Source organism: Nocardia amamiensis (assembly GCF_015477605.1).
Classification (GTDB): domain Bacteria; phylum Actinomycetota; class Actinomycetes; order Mycobacteriales; family Mycobacteriaceae; genus Nocardia; species Nocardia amamiensis_A.
The window spans coordinates 249,541-265,582 of record NZ_JADLQX010000003.1 but is presented as its reverse complement, the minus strand read 5'-3'; the positions used below and the strand labels follow the sequence as shown (position 1 = coordinate 265,582).

Annotated in this window: 15 protein-coding genes; 7 read left to right on the top strand and 8 right to left on the bottom strand. The window is 65.8% G+C overall.

Features of this window, described 5'->3' with window-relative positions; translation table 11 throughout:
• Nucleotides 1–16: 16 nt before the first annotated feature.
• The 3 genes from IU459_RS05835 (at nt 17) to IU459_RS05825 (ending at nt 1,751) form a co-directional block, all read left to right on the top strand.
• Entirely contained in the window at nt 17–688 is a 672-nt protein-coding gene (locus tag IU459_RS05835; protein WP_195128419.1) for an arsenate reductase ArsC, read from the top strand.
• 17 nt (nt 689–705) lie between these two features.
• On the top strand, nt 706–1,119 hold the full coding sequence (locus tag IU459_RS05830; protein WP_195128418.1) for an arsenate reductase ArsC: 414 nt from the start codon (nt 706–708) through the stop codon (nt 1,117–1,119).
• Between the two features lie 101 nt (nt 1,120–1,220).
• Nucleotides 1,221–1,751, top strand: a complete 531-nt coding sequence (locus IU459_RS05825; RefSeq protein ID WP_195128417.1) for a class IV adenylate cyclase — start codon at nt 1,221–1,223, stop codon at nt 1,749–1,751.
• A 177-nt stretch (nt 1,752–1,928) separates the two neighbouring features.
• Here IU459_RS05825 and IU459_RS05820 read toward each other — a convergent pair whose 3' ends face one another.
• The 5 genes from IU459_RS05820 to IU459_RS05800 form a co-directional block, all read right to left on the bottom strand.
• Nucleotides 1,929–2,720, bottom strand: a complete 792-nt coding sequence (locus IU459_RS05820; protein ID WP_195128416.1) for a hypothetical protein — start codon at nt 2,718–2,720, stop codon at nt 1,929–1,931.
• A gap of 100 nt (nt 2,721–2,820) precedes the next feature.
• Entirely contained in the window at nt 2,821–4,293 is a 1,473-nt protein-coding gene (locus tag IU459_RS05815; RefSeq protein ID WP_324198756.1) for a PepSY-associated TM helix domain-containing protein, read from the bottom strand.
• A 367-nt stretch (nt 4,294–4,660) separates the two neighbouring features.
• Complete coding sequence (locus IU459_RS05810; protein WP_324198755.1) at nt 4,661–5,221, bottom strand: hypothetical protein; 561 nt, start codon at nt 5,219–5,221, stop codon at nt 4,661–4,663.
• Between the two features lie 176 nt (nt 5,222–5,397).
• Entirely contained in the window at nt 5,398–7,056 is a 1,659-nt protein-coding gene (locus IU459_RS05805) for an acyl-CoA synthetase (protein ID WP_195128414.1), read from the bottom strand.
• A gap of 162 nt (nt 7,057–7,218) precedes the next feature.
• On the bottom strand, nt 7,219–8,844 hold the full coding sequence (locus IU459_RS05800; RefSeq protein ID WP_195128413.1) for an acyl-CoA synthetase: 1,626 nt from the start codon (nt 8,842–8,844) through the stop codon (nt 7,219–7,221).
• A gap of 249 nt (nt 8,845–9,093) precedes the next feature.
• On the opposite strand from IU459_RS05800, the gene IU459_RS05795 reads away from it, so the two are divergent.
• A complete protein-coding gene (locus IU459_RS05795) occupies nt 9,094–9,690 on the top strand; it encodes a carboxymuconolactone decarboxylase family protein (RefSeq protein WP_195128412.1) in 597 nt (198 codons plus the stop codon).
• Nucleotides 9,691–10,418: 728 nt separating this feature from the next.
• On the opposite strand, the gene IU459_RS05790 is transcribed toward IU459_RS05795, so the two are convergent.
• Both IU459_RS05790 and IU459_RS05785 read right to left on the bottom strand, forming a co-directional pair.
• A complete protein-coding gene (locus tag IU459_RS05790) occupies nt 10,419–10,790 on the bottom strand; it encodes a hypothetical protein (RefSeq protein WP_195128411.1) in 372 nt (123 codons plus the stop codon).
• Between the two features lie 126 nt (nt 10,791–10,916).
• Nucleotides 10,917–11,093 carry a hypothetical protein gene (locus IU459_RS05785; RefSeq protein WP_195128410.1) on the bottom strand — a complete coding sequence of 59 codons (177 nt, stop codon included), beginning with the start codon at nt 11,091–11,093 and terminating at the stop codon, nt 10,917–10,919.
• A 1,461-nt stretch (nt 11,094–12,554) separates the two neighbouring features.
• Here IU459_RS05785 and IU459_RS05780 point away from each other — a divergent pair.
• The 3 genes from IU459_RS05780 (at nt 12,555) to IU459_RS05770 (ending at nt 14,585) form a co-directional block, all read left to right on the top strand.
• A complete protein-coding gene (locus tag IU459_RS05780) occupies nt 12,555–13,397 on the top strand; it encodes a MerR family transcriptional regulator (RefSeq protein WP_195128409.1) in 843 nt (280 codons plus the stop codon).
• A 136-nt stretch (nt 13,398–13,533) separates the two neighbouring features.
• Complete coding sequence (locus IU459_RS05775; RefSeq protein WP_195128408.1) at nt 13,534–13,845, top strand: hypothetical protein; 312 nt, start codon at nt 13,534–13,536, stop codon at nt 13,843–13,845.
• A gap of 476 nt (nt 13,846–14,321) precedes the next feature.
• Nucleotides 14,322–14,585 (top strand): hypothetical protein, encoded by a 264-nt coding sequence (locus tag IU459_RS05770; RefSeq protein ID WP_195128407.1) that lies wholly within the window; start codon nt 14,322–14,324, stop codon nt 14,583–14,585.
• A gap of 223 nt (nt 14,586–14,808) precedes the next feature.
• Here IU459_RS05770 and IU459_RS05765 read toward each other — a convergent pair whose 3' ends face one another.
• On the bottom strand, nt 14,809–16,038 hold the full coding sequence (locus IU459_RS05765; RefSeq protein ID WP_195128406.1) for an acyl-CoA dehydrogenase family protein: 1,230 nt from the start codon (nt 16,036–16,038) through the stop codon (nt 14,809–14,811).
• Between the last annotated feature and the right edge of the window lie 4 nt (nt 16,039–16,042).

Below are 16,042 nucleotides of genomic sequence, written 5' to 3'. Positions count from 1 at the left end.
CCGCCCGGAGACTCTGATGACAGACAGCCCGCTCGCACCCATCGAGCACCTGCGCAATACCCTCACGATCGATCAGCAAGTCGCTTTGAAGACCGCCGCCACCCGGTTGCAGTCCGAGTTCGCCGACACCTTCGGCGTCGAAACCATCGAACGCTTCCTCTACTCCAGCTACGACCAATTCGCCTCCCGCGCAACTGTTCTCACCTTCCTGCCGTTGCTGGCGGAGCGGTTCGCCCGTCAGCGTCTCCAGGCACTGGCGAAGGTCGAGGGCAAGGCGCTGACCGGCAAGCCGACCGTACTGTTCCTGTGCACCCACAACGCCGGACGCTCCCAAATGGCGCTCGGCTTCTTCAACCACCTCGCCGGCGACGCGGCGATCGCGTGGTCCGGCGGCTCGGAACCCGGCGAGGAGATCAACCCCGTCGCCATCGAGGCGATGGCGGAGATCGGTATCGACATCGCCCGCGAATACCCCAAACCCTGGACCGAGGAAATCCTGCGGGCCGCCGACGTCATCGTCACCATGGGCTGCGGCGACGCCTGCCCCATCTACCCCGGCCGCCGCTACGAGAACTGGGAGCTGCCCGACCCGGCCAACCAGCCGCTCGATGTCGTCCGCTCGATCCGCGACCAGATCGAAGCCCTCGTCCGCACCTTGCTCACCGAACTCGAGACGCCCGCCCCCTGAAAGGCCGCCCACTACCAATGGATTCCAAACCCAGCGTCCTATTCGTCTGTGTCCACAATGCAGGCCGCTCCCAGATGGCCGCAGCCTTCCTCACCCACCTTTCCGACGACCGCGTCGAGGTCCGTTCGGCCGGCTCCGCCCCAGCCGATCAGATCAATCCGGTCGCGGTCGAGGCGATGCGGGAGATCGGCATCGATATGTCCGCGGAAGTTCCCAAGGTGCTCACCACCGAGGCAGTGCAAGCATCCGATGTGGTGATCACGATGGGATGCGGGGACGCCTGCCCCTACTTCCCCGGAAAGCAGTATCTGGACTGGAAACTCGATGACCCAGCGGGTCAGGGCATCGAAGCGGTCCGCCCGATCCGCGACGAGATCGGACAACGCATCCGCGGCTTGCTTGCCGACCTCGGCATCCAGTCCGGCTTCTGATCGCCGTCCGCGCGAGTCAGGTATTCCCGCCGAATCTGCGGCTCGCCACCCGGCGCGCCGGATAGATTCAGCCCACCGACGAACCTGACTAGGAGCCAAGAGTGCCTATCGAGCACGAAGCCAAGATCCTCGGAATCGACCCCGACACCATCGAACAGCACATCCTGGACAAGGGCGGCCGAAAGCTCGGCGAGCGGTTCATGCGCCGCTACGTGTACGACGTCACGCCAGGCGATGAATCGAAGTGGATCAGACTGCGGGACAACGGAGACGGCACCACCCTCGCGGTCAAGCAGATCACCAGCGAGGCCATCGACGGCACCCACGAAGTCGAGGTGAGCGTCGACGACTTCACTGCCGCCAACGCCCTGCTCGAGATGCTGGGCTTCACCGCGAAGTCCTACCAGGAAACGAAGCGGATCAGCTTCGTGCTCGATGGCGCACAGCTCGAGATCGACACTTGGCCGCAGATCCCGCCGTACCTGGAGATCGAGGCCACGAGCAAGGACGAAGTGATCCGGATTGCCGAACTGCTCGGCTACACCGAGGCCGAGCTCACCGGCGAAAACACGATCAAGATCTACGCCAGTCACGGTATCGACCTCAACACCGTCCGCGAACTACGTTTCTGAGCTGACAGCTCACTCGGATTCCTCCCGCAGCCTGTATCCAAGTCGTTGGCGCGCAACGTATTACCGTCAGACGGCCCGGTCGGGTTGGCAATGCCCTCGGTACCGAGAGACGTGCTGTCTCGGTACCGAGGGCCACTGCGGTCTGAGGTAGAACCCGGCTGGTCGCCGGGCATTCCACTACTTCTGCGGTTCGGCCGGCTTGCTCGGCATGGGCGAGTTGACCGTGCTGAAGTACTGGATGGCCGCGCCGATGGCGACCGGGGCGGTGACCAGGATCTGGCCGGCGACCGTGCCCAGTGCGCCGACCGCGACGATGCCGCCGAGGCAGCCGACTGCGGCGGCCGGGATGAACGGGCCGAACATGCCGACGATGGTGGCGGCGGCGACGGTGGCTCCGGCGATGCCGCCGAGGATGCAGCCGACCGACGCGCCGCCGATGCCGCCGACCAGGGTGCCGATGGAGGCGCCCATGGCGATGGTGCTGGTCATGCGGGACCAAGCGGCCTGCTCGCGGTCGTATTCGGTCTTCCAGGGGGCCTTGTCCTCGAAGGGGAGGGCGACCGGCTTGTAGGTGGCGTGCGCCATGTCGAACTGGGGTGTCAACGTGGCGGTGCGGTCGGAAATCTCGGCGGTGATGGGGAATTCGAAGTCGTCGATGCGGAAGGTCAGGGGTGCTCCCGCGATGACGGTGCCGTCGGCTGCCTTGATCTTCAGCATTTGGTCCTCGACCACCAGCGAACCGGCGTCGGTGGTGATGACGCTGGAGGTTTCGGTGGCGTAGGCGGTGAAGCCGACGGCTTCGCCCTTGGCGGAATCGGCCTCGCCGGGCTCAGCCTCCGTGGACGCGCCTTCGCCGGACGCAACCTCGACGGACGTGGCGTCGACGGGAGCGGCGGAGCTCGTCCCCGCGGCAATGCTCACCGCGGCGGTGGTGAACGCGGCGGCCAGGGCTAGTTTCGTGATCTGCATGAGGAGTCCTTGGGTTTCGAGGCATGGCTGTACGACGGCCATACCTATGACGTTTGGTAAGTCGTGGAGGTAACGGGCCTTCGCCCGGTGGGTTTGCGAACTACGAGGTGGCGCGCACCCGTCCGACGAGGCCGAGCAGGATGTCGACGGCGAGGAAGGCAACCAGGCTCAACCCGACCAGCGGGACGAACCAGCCGACCACCAGCGCGGCGGCCGCCAAGGGAACGACCAGCCACGGCGAGCTCTGACGCAACGCGCCTCGCCGCGGAGCCCGGCCCATGGCGAGCCGCCCCGCGTCGCGCGTCGGTCGCCTGCGCCACCACAGGAGATAGCCGCGCACGATCACGGTGATCAGGCCGATCATCGCCGCGAGCAGCAAAAGCTGGTTGAGCAGCCCGAACATCAGACCCATATGGAACTGGATGCCCCAATTGGTGAGCTTGGCCATCAGCGGCCAGTCGGCGTAGGCGAGGCGATCGGTGACCGTGCCGGTAGCGCCGTCCACCGCGACGGCGTCGACGGTGTAGGTGCCGGGCATCCGGCGTTCCTTCACCGCGAAAGCCTTCCCAGGTGCGGCCGGAATCGCGATCTCGGCAGCTCGGGTGATGCCCTCGGCGCGGGCGGTCGTATATACCTGATCCAGCTGGGCGATCCGGTCGGCCGGGTCGGTGGGCGGGTGCTCGGCATGGCCGCCACTGTGATGATCGGAACTCGAATCATGCTCGAGCGCGGTGCTTCCGGGCAGTGCAGTGCTGACCGCCGGGGTGGTCCAGCTCAATTGCTGACGCAGCTCGGTGATGTTCTCGCCCGCGTACGTCGACCAGGTCATGCCGGTCGCCGACAGCAGCAGAGCCAGGAGCAGCACCCACATGCCCACTGCGCCATGCCAATTCAGCGTGCCCCCGCGTGCGCGTTGCGACCGGTCGGCCGCGAACAGCCAACCCCAGCCGTTGCGGGCACGTCGGCTCCGCACGCGACGCACCCACACGACCAGACCGGCCAGCCCCACGATCCACAGCCAGGACGCGGCGAGCTCGCTGTAGATCCGGCCGGGCTCGCCCAGATGCAGGTCCCGGTGCAGTTTGTCGATCCAGGTGCGCATCGGCAGCGCACCCGAGCTGCCGTAGACGACGGAATCGCCGACCGGCAGTGCGGTGTAAGGGTTGACGAACACCGCCCGCCGCTCGGACTCGCCCAGCGAGGGATCGCTGAACAACACCCTGGTGGTGTCCTCGGCGCCGGCGGCCGGAGCGACCGCGACCACCTGCAGATCTGGCTGGATAGCGAGCTGCGTCGTGACGGCAGCGCTGACCTGTTCCGAGAGCGGCTTCGGTGTTCCGGTCTGCGTAACCGTCAACAGGTCGCGCGACGTGATCGACTCGAGCGTCGGCGAGATCGCGTAGAGCGCGCCGGTGATCGCCGCGACCAGGATGAACGGTCCGACGAACACACCTGCGTAGAAGTGCAGCCGCATGGCAAGCCCCGATATGCCGCGGCGCGTGGACTGGCGGGCGGCGGGTGTATCCGATGCCTCAGGTAAGTCGTCGGACGTGGTTATTTCAGTTGTACTCACGGTCGTTTCGTTTCTTATGTCGGGAACCCGGGCGGGAAGCAGGGCAGTTGTCCTGGGTGGCCGATGCGCACGTAGCGCTCCTGGCGATGGCGGACAGCGCGTACCTCGCACACGGCCGACGTTCGCTCGCGGAACTACATTCGGCGACCGACATCTGGACGAGGTGCACGGCGGCGGGTGCGCTCACCTTGCGGAGGCGCGATATCGCCGGGGTACGCGGAAATTGCCGTGCAAACCCGCGCGACTGCGTCGCCCGCACGCTCAGGCGTGCGCACAGGGTGCGGATGACGTTGTGCTGCACGGTGAAAGACCGTGGGCAAGAGCAACACTGACCCACGGCGCTTTTCGCACCGGGTGTGGGGAAAGATCAGACAGCGACCGGAAGCGGCGGACCGCGCGTGCGCAGCGCTTCCGCGGCGAACACCCGCAGGATGACGCGGTCGCGATGGTCCGTATGCAGCGGCGCTCGATCCGCGACGACGGGCGGAATGTGGCGTACCGGTAGCACGCGGGAGAGCACCGCGGTACCGATCCGGTACGCGGCTTCCGCGCCACGGATCACGATGGAGGCCGCGAGGGCCGCGAACAGGTGTGTGGTGAGCATGGTGGGTGTCAGCTGGGCATCACCGTGATGCACATGTCCCGAGCTGATGCCCATGGTGAAGTGACCGAGTAGCTGCCCGGCCACGAGCGCCGCGACCAGCCCGGCCGAGGACTCGCGCAGCGGGGCCAGACCGGCGACCAAGGCGCCGACCACGGCGGACGCGGCGGCGAGCAGCGCCAGCGTGGTGCTGTCGGGCGGCATTCCGCCGGACGCCCACCCGTGTGCGGCAACGGAAATGGCACCGGAGATCGCACCAGCCGAACCACCGCGCACGCGCGCGACGGCGCCGCGTCGTCCCGCGGCAGGCCGGTCGGTCTCAATCACTCGCTGATGATAGCCGACGGCCTGCAACGCAATTCTCGATGAAGGACCGTCCGGTCACAGACGGCGATCCGGCTACCGGTCGAAGAACGGCGTCGGCGGCCCAGCAGGCTCAATCGGACTTATCGGCAGGCGCGGCGACGAGGACGCCGCGCCTGCCGGTCCGGAACGCGAACCGATCAGCCCGCGTCGACCTCCATCTCGATCAGCGGCTTGCGCAGCAGCTTGCCGGTCGCGTTGCGGGGCAGTTCGTCGAGGAAGATCACCTCACGCGGGACCTTGTAGCGGGCCAGGTTCGCCCGGACGTAGTCCTTGATCTCCTGCGGGTCGCGCTTGGAGTCGGGGCCGGGCACGACGACGGCCCGCAGCCGCTTGCCGAACTCGCGGTCGTCCACGCCGACCACCGCGGCTTCGAAGATGTCGTCGCGGCCCGCGATGAGGTTCTCCACTTCGAGCGGAAAGACGTTCTCGCCGCCGGAGACGATCATGTCGTCGTCGCGGCCGTCGATGTAGAGCAGGCCGTCGGCGTCGAAATGCCCGACGTCACCGCTGGACATCATGCCGTCGACCATCTCCTTGGTGCGGCCGTCGGTGTAGCCGGTGAAGGCGAAGCCGTTGTCCACGAAGATGGTTCCGGTGACGTTCGGCTGGGTGATCGGCTTGCGGTTCTCGTCCAGCAGCACGATCCGGATGCCGACCGGGGGTTTGCCCGCGGTGGTCGGCGCCTTGCGCAGGTCCTCGGGAGTCGCGACGGTCATGACGGCGCATTCGGTAGAGCCGTAGAGGTTGTAGAGGCTGTCGTTGAAGTGGTCCAGCGTGCGGGTCACCACGTCCGGCGGGATGGCCGAGCCCGCCGCGAAGATCACCTTGATGCTGCTCACGTCGTACTCGGCCAGCACTTCCTCGTCCAGATCAAGGATGCGCTGCAGCATGGTGGGCACCACCACCAGCGAATCCGCCTTGAATCGGGCGATATTGGCCAGGGTCTGCTCGGGGTTGAACCGGCGCTGCTGGAAGATCACCCGGTTGCCCAGGGCGAGACCGAGGGTGAACTGGGAGAGTCCGGTGCCGTGGAAGATCGGCGCCGCCATGATCATGGTGCCGTTGTTCGGCAGCGGCACCCGGTCGACGAACTGGGCGGAGATGAACGGGCTCACCCGGTCGCGGGGCGCGCCTTTCGGCGTTCCGGTGGTGCCGCTGGTCAGGATCACCATGCCGCCCGGCTTGGCGGGCGGGGGCAGCGGCGCGGTGGAGCGGCCCGTGCTGAGCGTCTCGATGGTCGGAATCGACGGATCGACGTTGTCGGCCTCGTCGACCCAGGTGAGGACGCGCGGGATGGCGGCGGGGATGGCGCTCATCAGGTCGACGAATTCGCTGTCGTGCAGCACCGCTTTCACGTGCTCGCGCTCGGCCACGTCCGCGAACTGCGGTTTGGCGAAACCGGTGTTCATCAGCACCGCGCGCACGCCTAGTTTGCCGGTGGCCAGCAGGCTCAGCACCATGCCGCGGTGATCGCGGGCGAGAATCGCCACCACGTCACCGGGATTGATGCCTCGGGCCTGCAATCCTCGGGCCACGGCGTTGGACTGCTCGTTGAGTTCGCCGAAGGTCAGCTCGCCGCGCTCATCGACGATGGCTCCGGCGTGTGGCCTGGTCTGCGCGGCGTGCATGACGACCCCGGCGAACGGCCCGAATTTCAGCACGTTGCGTGCCGAGCGCGCCGCGTGGTCCGGGCGCAGCGGATTGAACAATCGCCGCTTGACCATCACGTTCACGCCGAGGGCCAGATCACCCGCCTTGCGGGCAGTGTCGGCCAGCGGGGGCAGGGAGAGAGACATCGACAACCTTCCGGCGGCGCACCCGGCGGTCCTCCGAGTGGTGTGGGCCGCAATTTAGAGGGCTAGTGCTGCCGCTAACAGTAGCAAGCTTCTGTGACCGACAGTGTCATTCATCTCACAGATTCCTACCCGCGGGTAGGTGCCTCTCCCTGCCCCTGTCGATCAGGCCTTGACCTCGTAGTCCACCAGCACGCGGCGCAGCAGCTTGCCGGTCGCGTTGCGCGGCAGGTCGTCGAGGAAGACCACCTCACGCGGCACCTTGTAGCGCGCCAGGTTGTTCTTGACGTACGCCTTGATCTCCTCGGGGTCCGGCGTCTGGCCTGCCTCGGGAACGACGAAGGCGCGCAGCCGCTTTCCGAACTCCACGTCGTCCACGCCGACGACGGCCACGTCGAAGACGTCGGGCCGCTCCAGCAGCAGGTTCTCCACCTCCTGCGGGAAAACGTTCTCGCCGCCGGAGACGATCATGTCGTCGTCGCGGCCGTCCACCATGAGCAGGCCGTTCTCGTCGAAGTGGCCGACGTCGCCGCTGGACATGTAGCCATCGATGATCTGCTTGTTCCTGCCGTCGGTGTAGCCCTCGAAGGGCGCGCCGCTGCGGACGAAGATGCGCGCGGAGGTGTTGATCGCGGTGACCCGCTGGTCGTTCTCGTCGTAGAGCCGGACCTCACAGGTGATCGGCGCGCGTCCGACGGTGCCGGGCGCGAGGGCGAGATCCTCCGGGTTGGCCACGGTCGCGACCGCGCATTCGGTCGAGCCGTACAGGTTGTAGAGCACCGGGCCGAACACCTCGGTGGCCTTGATCGTGAGCTCAGGGGACAGCGCCGAACCGGCCAGCACGATTGCCTTCAGTGAGGACGTGTCGTACTTCGCCCGGATCTCCGGATCGAGTTCCACCATCCGGTGCAGCATGGTGGGCACCGCCACCAGCATGTCGGCCTGGTGGTCGGCGATCAGCTTCAGCGTCGCCTCGGCGTCGAAGCGGCGGCGCACCACGGTCTTGTTGGACAGGGCCGTGCCGACCAGCCAGGCGGCCAGTCCGGTGCTGTGGAAGATCGGCGACACGATCACCTGGGTGCCGCGTTGCGGGAAGGGGATGCGGTCCACCAACTGCGCCGTGGACAGCGGGGTGACCTTGGTACGCGGCGCGCCCTTGGGCAAGCCGGTGGTGCCGCTGGTCAGGATGATGAAGCCGCCCGGCTTGCTCGGCATGGGCAGCGGTTCGGTCGAATTGGCCGCGACCAGGTCATCGAGCGTCTGCGCGCCCGGGGGCAGCGGGGTGCCCTCGTCGACCCAGGTGAGGTAGCGCGGCAGGTCGGAGGGCAGCGCGTCGAGCAGGCCGAGGAACTCACTGTCGTGCAGCACCGCCTTGACATTTTCGCGCGCGCATACCTCGGCGAATTGCGGTTTGGCGAACCCGGTGTTCATCAGCGCTATCCGGACGCCGAGCTTGCCCGCCGCCGCCATGGACAGGATCAGGCCGCGATGGTCGCGCGCCAGGATGCCGATCACCATGCCCTCGGTGATGCCAGCCGCCTGCAGGCCGCGTGCGATCGCCGTGGACTGTTCGTCCAGCTCGCGGTAGGTCAGCGTGCCTGCGTCGTCGGCGATACCCGGCGCATCCGGCGCCACCCGCGCGGAATGCCGGATCAGCGTTGCCTGCGGGCCGAGGATCTTCGACTCCTTCATCGTCCGCAGCGTCTCCAGCGGCTTCCGAGGGTCGCTGACGCCCCGGTGCCGCAGCACCCCTAGCGCCTTCACAACCTCCAGCGTGTGCGCCACTTTCATGTCGAAAAAACCTCCACAAAACCCTCGCGTCGGTACTCGACCTAGCGAACCAGTACGGCGTGTTGTCCGCCACCGTAGCAGTGCGGAGTGTGACAGGTCACAACGAAATCAGACAAATCAGTCTCAGAGCGGTCACGGCAGAGAGGGCAGGCGGATCACGGACCGGATTCTGTCCTTTTTGTCCTGTGCCACCAGGCGGACGGGCTACCCTCGCAACGGCTCGAGACCGCTCGAAGGGAGACGCGGCCAATGTCCGATCCGAAGGACCGTGAACCGTTCATCGAAGTTCCCGGCGATCTGCCCGGTATCCGGGGTCTGTTCGCCTTCAAACCCGAAACCGGCGCTGCGCTGAGCGAATTCGCGCAGACCTTGCTGCGCGGGTCTTCGCCGCTCAGCCCGGGGGAGCGCGAGACCATCGCCGCGTTCGTGTCGTCGCGCAACAAGACCTACTTCTGCACCCAGTCGCATGCGGCCACCGCGGCGGTGCTGGTCGAGGGCGGTCGCGACGCGATCGACACCGTCATCGACGACGTGGAGTCCGCGTCCATCGATCCGAAACTGCGCGCGCTGCTCCGGATCGCGGACAAGGTGCGCCAGTCCGGCCTCGATGTCACCCAGGAGGATGTCGAGAACGCTCGCGCGGCGGGCGCCAAAGACGAGGACATCCATGACGCGGTCCTGGTCGCCGCGGCGTTCTGCATGTTCAACCGCTACGTGGACGGCCTCGCCACGATCGCGCCACGGGAGCGCGCCACCTACGAGCAGATCGGCCGGCTGCTGGCCACCGCCGGGTACGTCGCCGCCGGAGCGGCGCAAGCTCCGGGCGCTGCCGAGGGCGACCAGTAGGCAGTCCGGCGGGCGGCCGGTGCAGCGACTCGGTCGCCCCCGAGCCCGCCGCGGACCGGGAAGGCCGGCCTCAGGGCAGCCCCCAGGCGAATCCCGCTGCGATCACAATGCAGCTGACGACGGCGATGAGAACGATGCTCCACATGGGTGCGAAGGCTACGGAGCATACGGCTCCAGGTCCATAGCCGAGACAACACTTCGTAGCCCGCAACAGCAATCCGGTGCGAGTTGAAAACCCGCATCGGATTGCTTTGTGGGACTGTCTAATTCACATCACTTCAGCTCGGCGCTGGTCTTGCCGAGGACACGCCGCGCCACGATGAGCTGCTGGATCTGCTGGGTGCCTTCGAAGATGTCCAAGATCTTGCGGCCGGTTCCGGCTGACTTGGTGAAATAGCACCAAAACCACTCCTGAGCTGCCCGTAAGCGTCTCGGGGGTTCTCGCGTGTTCTGGCCCGTTTTTGGCGTCCCACGGCCTGTAAACGGCCTGAAGCGACCAGGCATGGCCCTGTTGGGTGGTGGGTTGCACCCAGAGGTGGGCTGGCTGCGCCTGCCCCTTATCGGCCTGCCATTCGCGCGTAGAGGCTCCGGGGTCAAGAGTGAGCGAAGCTCATCACGCCAGTGACGCCGTAGGCGCTCTTGACGCTGGAGGGGCGCGGGAACACAATGCAGGCCACTACACAGCAGGGCCAAGCGGCCGAAGGGCGCTCAGCTTCTTGATATCGGACTTACCGCAGCACGAAGTTTTCAATGGCATACGCCACGGTCATCCCGATGGTCGGGACGAGGATGGCTGCCAAGACTCCCGCGAGTGGGCCGGTGGAGTCGAGTTGTTTGAGTCGGACCCGTTGATAGGCCCAGAAGCCTTCGAGTCGGGCTTGGTTCAGCTGCTCAATGCGCTGAACTTCGCGATGGATGGCAATCTCAAGTACCTGGCGGTCTTCTCGCCCTAGGAGATGAGACTTGTCGAGGATCTCGACCAGAGTCTTTAAGGTTTCGTATGGGGTTCCTTGAGCGGTTCGTAGAGCAATTCCCCCAGCGATGATTGCTGCGATGATGACTCCACCCCAACCAAGTATCGGCTGCCACCACGGTGTCACGAGGGGATCATCGCATCGATCCCATCTGTTGTCTTAGGCCGATGGCGATGAGTTTCCGAGCTAGACAACAGCTTTCCTCGGCTGGTCGGCGGTACACGGGGAAAGGGGCCGAAGCCCCCTCCGGGATCAGTACGGGTACCGGGCCGCGGTCTCGATGTTGCGGCGGATCTGGGCGTCGCACTGGTGGCAGCGCCACCGGATCTCCTGCTGCTCGCCGTGGGTGGGGAACTCGTAGAAGAACGGGACGCCGGCGGGGTTGTTGCATCCGCGAAGCTGGCAGGTGGTGGGCTCGGTGACGTTCATTTCGGTTCCTCTCCGGTTGGGGTGGTCTGGCTGAGGGCGTCTCGATCACGACTCCGGCGGGTGTCAAGAGTGGCGACAGCCATCACGCAGTGACGCCGCCGTAGGCGCTCTTGATGCCCGCTGGTGGCGTGATAGCCCTCGGATCAGTCAGACCGCCACGGCCGGAGAGGAACTGGTGACCACCGAGCGTTGTCGGCTGGATGCGGTGACCTGCACGTGTATCCGGGGACCTCGGCGGGACCACAGCCGGTGGACCGGACAGAGTGCCTGGCGGATTCGTGCTCGACTGCGGGAGGTAGGTCGGGTACGGCTCTCGTCGTGCCCAGCACTGCTTCGGTTGATGCAGAAGTGGCCAGACAGGAACTCTGTGCGCCCCGGCGGCCGAGTGTCGCCGACGCGCTCGACGCGCCGCGGGCGACGCTCCATCAGCCGCGTTGCGCGTCGCAGCGCGGCGGCGGCGCGAAGCGCCGCCGGGGCGCTCTTGATCCTGTATGGCGAAATTCGGCAAGAACTCGCACAAGCTCGCACAACGCGCGGCTCGGTCGGTCAGGTACGCCGCTCGGGCCTGAAAGCCGGTCGGATCGCGGTCCGCGGTGGGTGACGTCCTGGCCGATTGGTCGAGTGCCGGAACCTGTTGCGGTTCAACGATTCCTGTCAGCGCGATCACGTAGGGTGGATGCACCTCCAGCCGAGGGGCGGTGGACTTGGTCCACACACCGCGCCCAGGAAGGAGGTGGTGGGGATGGCGAAACATCGCCGGAGAAAGAGGAAGACCCCGGTCGATTACGGCATCGTGTTTGCACTTGCTGCCGTGATCGCCGGGGCTCTCGTCCTGGTCCGCCGAGTGCGGGCTAGCTAACCCACCTGGTGGGGCGTCGGGCCAACGGCGTCCCACCTCTCGGCATCACTGAGGTGACGGACTCGATGTTACTTGACATAGGACCGAGCTGGATAGCGCCTGTCAGTCGATCGGGTCGCTAGTGCCGCGTCCAGGAAGGTTGATGCGGTAATCGCCGGAGTGGCGGATTGATCGTGGGCTGGGAACCGATCAGTTCTCGACAGGCAGTTCCGGATCTGCGTAGTCCAGCTCCTGAGTGACGTTGCACGGACGACGATCCGCCGACCGCCTTGTACTGCCGGTGCAAGGCGCCGACTGGCAGCTGGTAGGAAACCCCATCCAGCGCCAGGTCATGCCGTGCGGCCATCGGCGACTGCGTCTCGCAACGCCCAACCCGATACCCGCTGCGACTTCGCCAGGTAGTCGGCCCGGTTCGCCGCGGCGTTCCCCGGCGGCCTTCGAGGTCAGGGATTGCGGTACCGAAATCCGAGGCCAGTGTCGACTCGGCCCGCGTTTGAGAGTTGATCGGCGCCAGACCCGTCCTCAAGTGCACAGTACGTGATACTTCGAGCATTTACTAGAATAGTATTGACTAGATGATTCAGAGCTGCAATGCTCGATTCATGCGAAGGGCAGACGGTGATCTCACCGTGGAGGAGCTGGCTGCGCGAGCCGGTGTGCCGACCAGCACTGTGCGGATGTATCAGACGAAGGGGTTGCTGCATGCGCCTCGTCGGGTCGGCCGCACCGCACGCTACGACAGCTCCCACCTGCAGCGCCTCGAGTTGGTGCAGCGACTACAGGATCGTGGCTTCTCACTCGCCTCGATCACTGAACTGCTGACCGCCCGCGCACAGGGTGCGTCAGTTGCCGATCTGCTCGCGCTGCCCGGCGGCCCCGAGGATTGGGTACCGTTCGGCCTGCGCGAAATCCGACTGATGATCAAGTCGAAGGACCTGCGGCCGAGCTTGCTGCGCAAGGCAACTCAGCTCGGGCTGATCCGTTGGCGGCGCGGCCGCCCGCAGGCGCGACGCTGGGCGCTGACAAGCGGACTCCGGGTCGCTGAACTGGAAATACCAGCGAGTGAGGTGCTCGACCAAGTCGTCCGGTTGCGTGACCACACCGATCAGATCGCGGCCGACTTCGCCGACACCTTCGAACGCACGCTGTGGCCACGCGTCCTGGCCGACGGCACCGAAACCGATCAGCTCGACCGGGTCAGAGCGCTGCTGGAGGAGCTGACCAGCCTGGCGGAAGGAGTGGTGGTCAGCGCGTTGCGCGAGTCGGTCCGGCGCCATGCCGAGCAATTCGCCGAACGACATCAACTGCTGCCCGCAGAGGGCGAACGGCCTTCTTGGCTGGACCACCCAATTCCTATCCTCAGCGAGCGTCTCCTCGAACCCACCGACGACGACGTCGAGGCCGTGGATCAATTCCTGGCCACCGATCACTCCCCGGAGAACTGATGAATCCGAACACCGGGCCCATTCGGCCCGGCCGAACTGAATACTCTTACGCCGGACTCTGCACCCGGCCTCGATGCATTCACCGCCCGTCGATGAACGGACCGAGAGGGAATGATATAGACAGAGGGGCAGGCAAATGAATGTCCGCAATACGGCCTTGACCTGGTTCAGGTGCTGCTGGCAGGTGATCCTTGGTGTCGCATCGGGCGCCGCTCTGTTCTTTTTCTGCGTGATGGCCCTGGTTGAATTCCTTTCATTCTGGGCCTTGCCAGTGGGATCGTTCTTGGCCCTGGCAATCTGGATTGTGATCGTTGCCATCAATGCCGTACGTATGCACTTTCGTGGCTGGAATTTCGCGCGGATCCAATTTCTGTCCGGGCTCGGAATCATACCCTGCTACTTCGGCATATCCATGATTATCATCGTGTCCATTGAGGGGATGTGGTGAAGTCTAGTCTTTGAATGGTGACGGCGTATGGCATTGAGGCTGGTGGCACCTCTTCCGAGGACACCGCTCTGACGAACACATCCGGATGGCGAGCCACCGACACCACCTCCACCGGCAGCATCATCGGTTCCCAGTCCACGATCAATCCGCCACTCCGGCGATTACCGCATCAACCTTCCTGGACGCGGCACTAGTCTCAGTACAGTCCGCTGCTTCCACCTCGCATCTCAGCCTCGCTGGGCCATCGGATTCCTGGTTGGGGCATCCTGGGGCGTGTCGCTCGGCGTGGTCTGGTCTGGGTGTTTGCGGTAGTGCAGCCCGACGTCACCGATGACCATCCAGGGGCGAAGGTCGATACGGCGAGAAGCATCCCGATGTCTTCGGCTATTGGTAACGCCATCCAGCCGCCGACAGCGATGAGTAGTTCGCGGCGAATGCATATGGTCGCTGGATGAACGCTAAGCACGTCCAGTGCAGTGCTCGACGCGATCGACCAGCACATGAAGTTGTTTCCGCCGCAGCCGGTCACGCTGCCGTGGGGCTCGGCTGATGGTGATCCGGTCACGGTCCGGCTGTTGATCGTCAACGAGCAAGGCGACGCGATGAGTGGGGACCTGTTCACCAAGATCGTGTGGAAGCCAGCGTTCGGCAAAGCGGGTTTGGACTACCAGAACCGGGCCGACGGGATGCACTGCGGGCTCCGGCTTGGTCAAAGAGCTGGCCGACTACCTCGGGCATGAGGACCCTGGCTTCACTCTCCGGGTCTACACGCACTTGCTTCCGTCCAGCCATGAGCGTGCCCGTCAGGCCGTGGACGAGGCGGCCCGAATCTGGGAGCTTCCCGGCGATGACGGCCTACAGGCGGCCTGAGCGAGCAGTTGCCCGATGTGCCCGATGTCGGACGCGAAGAAACCGGTGCGAGTTGATGAGCGGACTCGCACCGGTTTCTCGTTGTCTCCCAGCTTATTTCAGCTCGGCGCTGGTCTTGCCCAGTACGCGCCGCGCCACGATGAGCTGCTGGATCTGCTGGGTGCCTTCGAAGATGTCCAAGATCTTCGAGTCGCGGCCCCACTTCTCCAGCAGCGTGCGCTGCGAGTAACCGACCGCGCCGGCCAGTTCCACGGCCTTGAGGGTGACGTCGGTGCCGGTGCGGCCCGCCTTCGCCTTGGACATGGACGCCTCGAGCGAGTTGGGCTTCTTGTTGTCGGCCATCCATGCCGCGCGCAGGGCGAGCAGGTAGGCGGACTCGTAATCGGCTTCCATCCGCAGGAATTCGGCCGCGGCGGCGTGCTGGTTGTTGGGCGGGGTGTCGTAGGAGATCTCCACGCCCGCCGCGGTCAGGATCGAGCGCAGCTCCTCGAGCGCCGCGCGGGCGACGCCGACCGCCATCGCGGCCACCAGCGGACGGGTGTTGTCGAAGGTCTGCATGACCCCGGCGAAACCCTTCTCCACGTTGACTTCCGGGCTGCCGAGGATGTTGTCCTTCGGAATCCGGCAATCCTGCAGCAGCAGCACGGCGGTGTCGGAAGCCTTGATGCCGAGCTTGTGCTCGAGCCGCGCCACCGACAGACCCGGGGCGTCGCGCGGCACGACGAACGACTTGATCGCCGCGCGGCCGAGGCTCTTGTCGAGCGTGGCCCACACCACGATGTGGGTCGAGCGCTGCCCCGCGGTGACGAAGATCTTCTCGCCGTTGAGCACCCACTCGTCGCCGTCGAGCACGGCGGTGGTGGACACGGCGGCGGAGTCGGAGCCGAAGGACGGCTCGGTGATCGCCATCGAGGCCCACACCTTGCCGAAGCGCTTGAGCTGCTCGTCGGTGGCGACGGCTGCGATCGCCGCGTTGCCCAGACCCTGGTAGGGGATCGACAGCATCAGGCCGACGTCGCCCCACGAGGTCTCCAGCGCGTTGAGCAGCGCGGACATGTTGCCGCCGTTGGTGTTTCCGAGCAGTTCGGTGGCGTGGCGGTCGCTCTCGCTGTCCTCCGCACGGCCACCGGCCGCGCCGCCGATCTTCTGGGTGCCGGAATCGGCCAGACCTTCGACCATGGCGGCCATGGTGTCCAGCTCGACCGGGTAGTCGTGCTCGCCGAGGTCGTACTTGCGCGAGATCGGGCGGAAGATCTCCTGGGCGACCTGGTGGGCCTGGTTCGCGCTGGCCCGCAGCTTCTTGGGAAGTTCGAGGTTGATCATGGGT

What these genes read in the sequence shown, in the direction of transcription:
- IU459_RS05835 (WP_195128419.1), top strand. Translation starts at nt 17, where the DNA reads ATGACAGACAGCCCGCTCGCACCCATCGAGCACCTGCGCAATACCCTC.
- IU459_RS05830 (WP_195128418.1), top strand. Translation starts at nt 706, where the DNA reads ATGGATTCCAAACCCAGCGTCCTATTCGTCTGTGTCCACAATGCAGGC.
- IU459_RS05820 (WP_195128416.1), bottom strand. Translation starts at nt 2,720, where the DNA reads ATGCAGATCACGAAACTAGCCCTGGCCGCCGCGTTCACCACCGCCGCG.
- IU459_RS05805 (WP_195128414.1), bottom strand. Translation starts at nt 7,056, where the DNA reads ATGTCTCTCTCCCTGCCCCCGCTGGCCGACACTGCCCGCAAGGCGGGT.
- IU459_RS05800 (WP_195128413.1), bottom strand. Translation starts at nt 8,844, where the DNA reads ATGAAAGTGGCGCACACGCTGGAGGTTGTGAAGGCGCTAGGGGTGCTG.
- IU459_RS05795 (WP_195128412.1), top strand. Translation starts at nt 9,094, where the DNA reads ATGTCCGATCCGAAGGACCGTGAACCGTTCATCGAAGTTCCCGGCGAT.
- IU459_RS05785 (WP_195128410.1), bottom strand. Translation starts at nt 11,093, where the DNA reads ATGAACGTCACCGAGCCCACCACCTGCCAGCTTCGCGGATGCAACAAC.
- IU459_RS05780 (WP_195128409.1), top strand. Translation starts at nt 12,555, where the DNA reads ATGCGAAGGGCAGACGGTGATCTCACCGTGGAGGAGCTGGCTGCGCGA.
- IU459_RS05775 (WP_195128408.1), top strand. Translation starts at nt 13,534, where the DNA reads ATGAATGTCCGCAATACGGCCTTGACCTGGTTCAGGTGCTGCTGGCAG.
- IU459_RS05765 (WP_195128406.1), bottom strand. Translation starts at nt 16,038, where the DNA reads ATGATCAACCTCGAACTTCCCAAGAAGCTGCGGGCCAGCGCGAACCAG.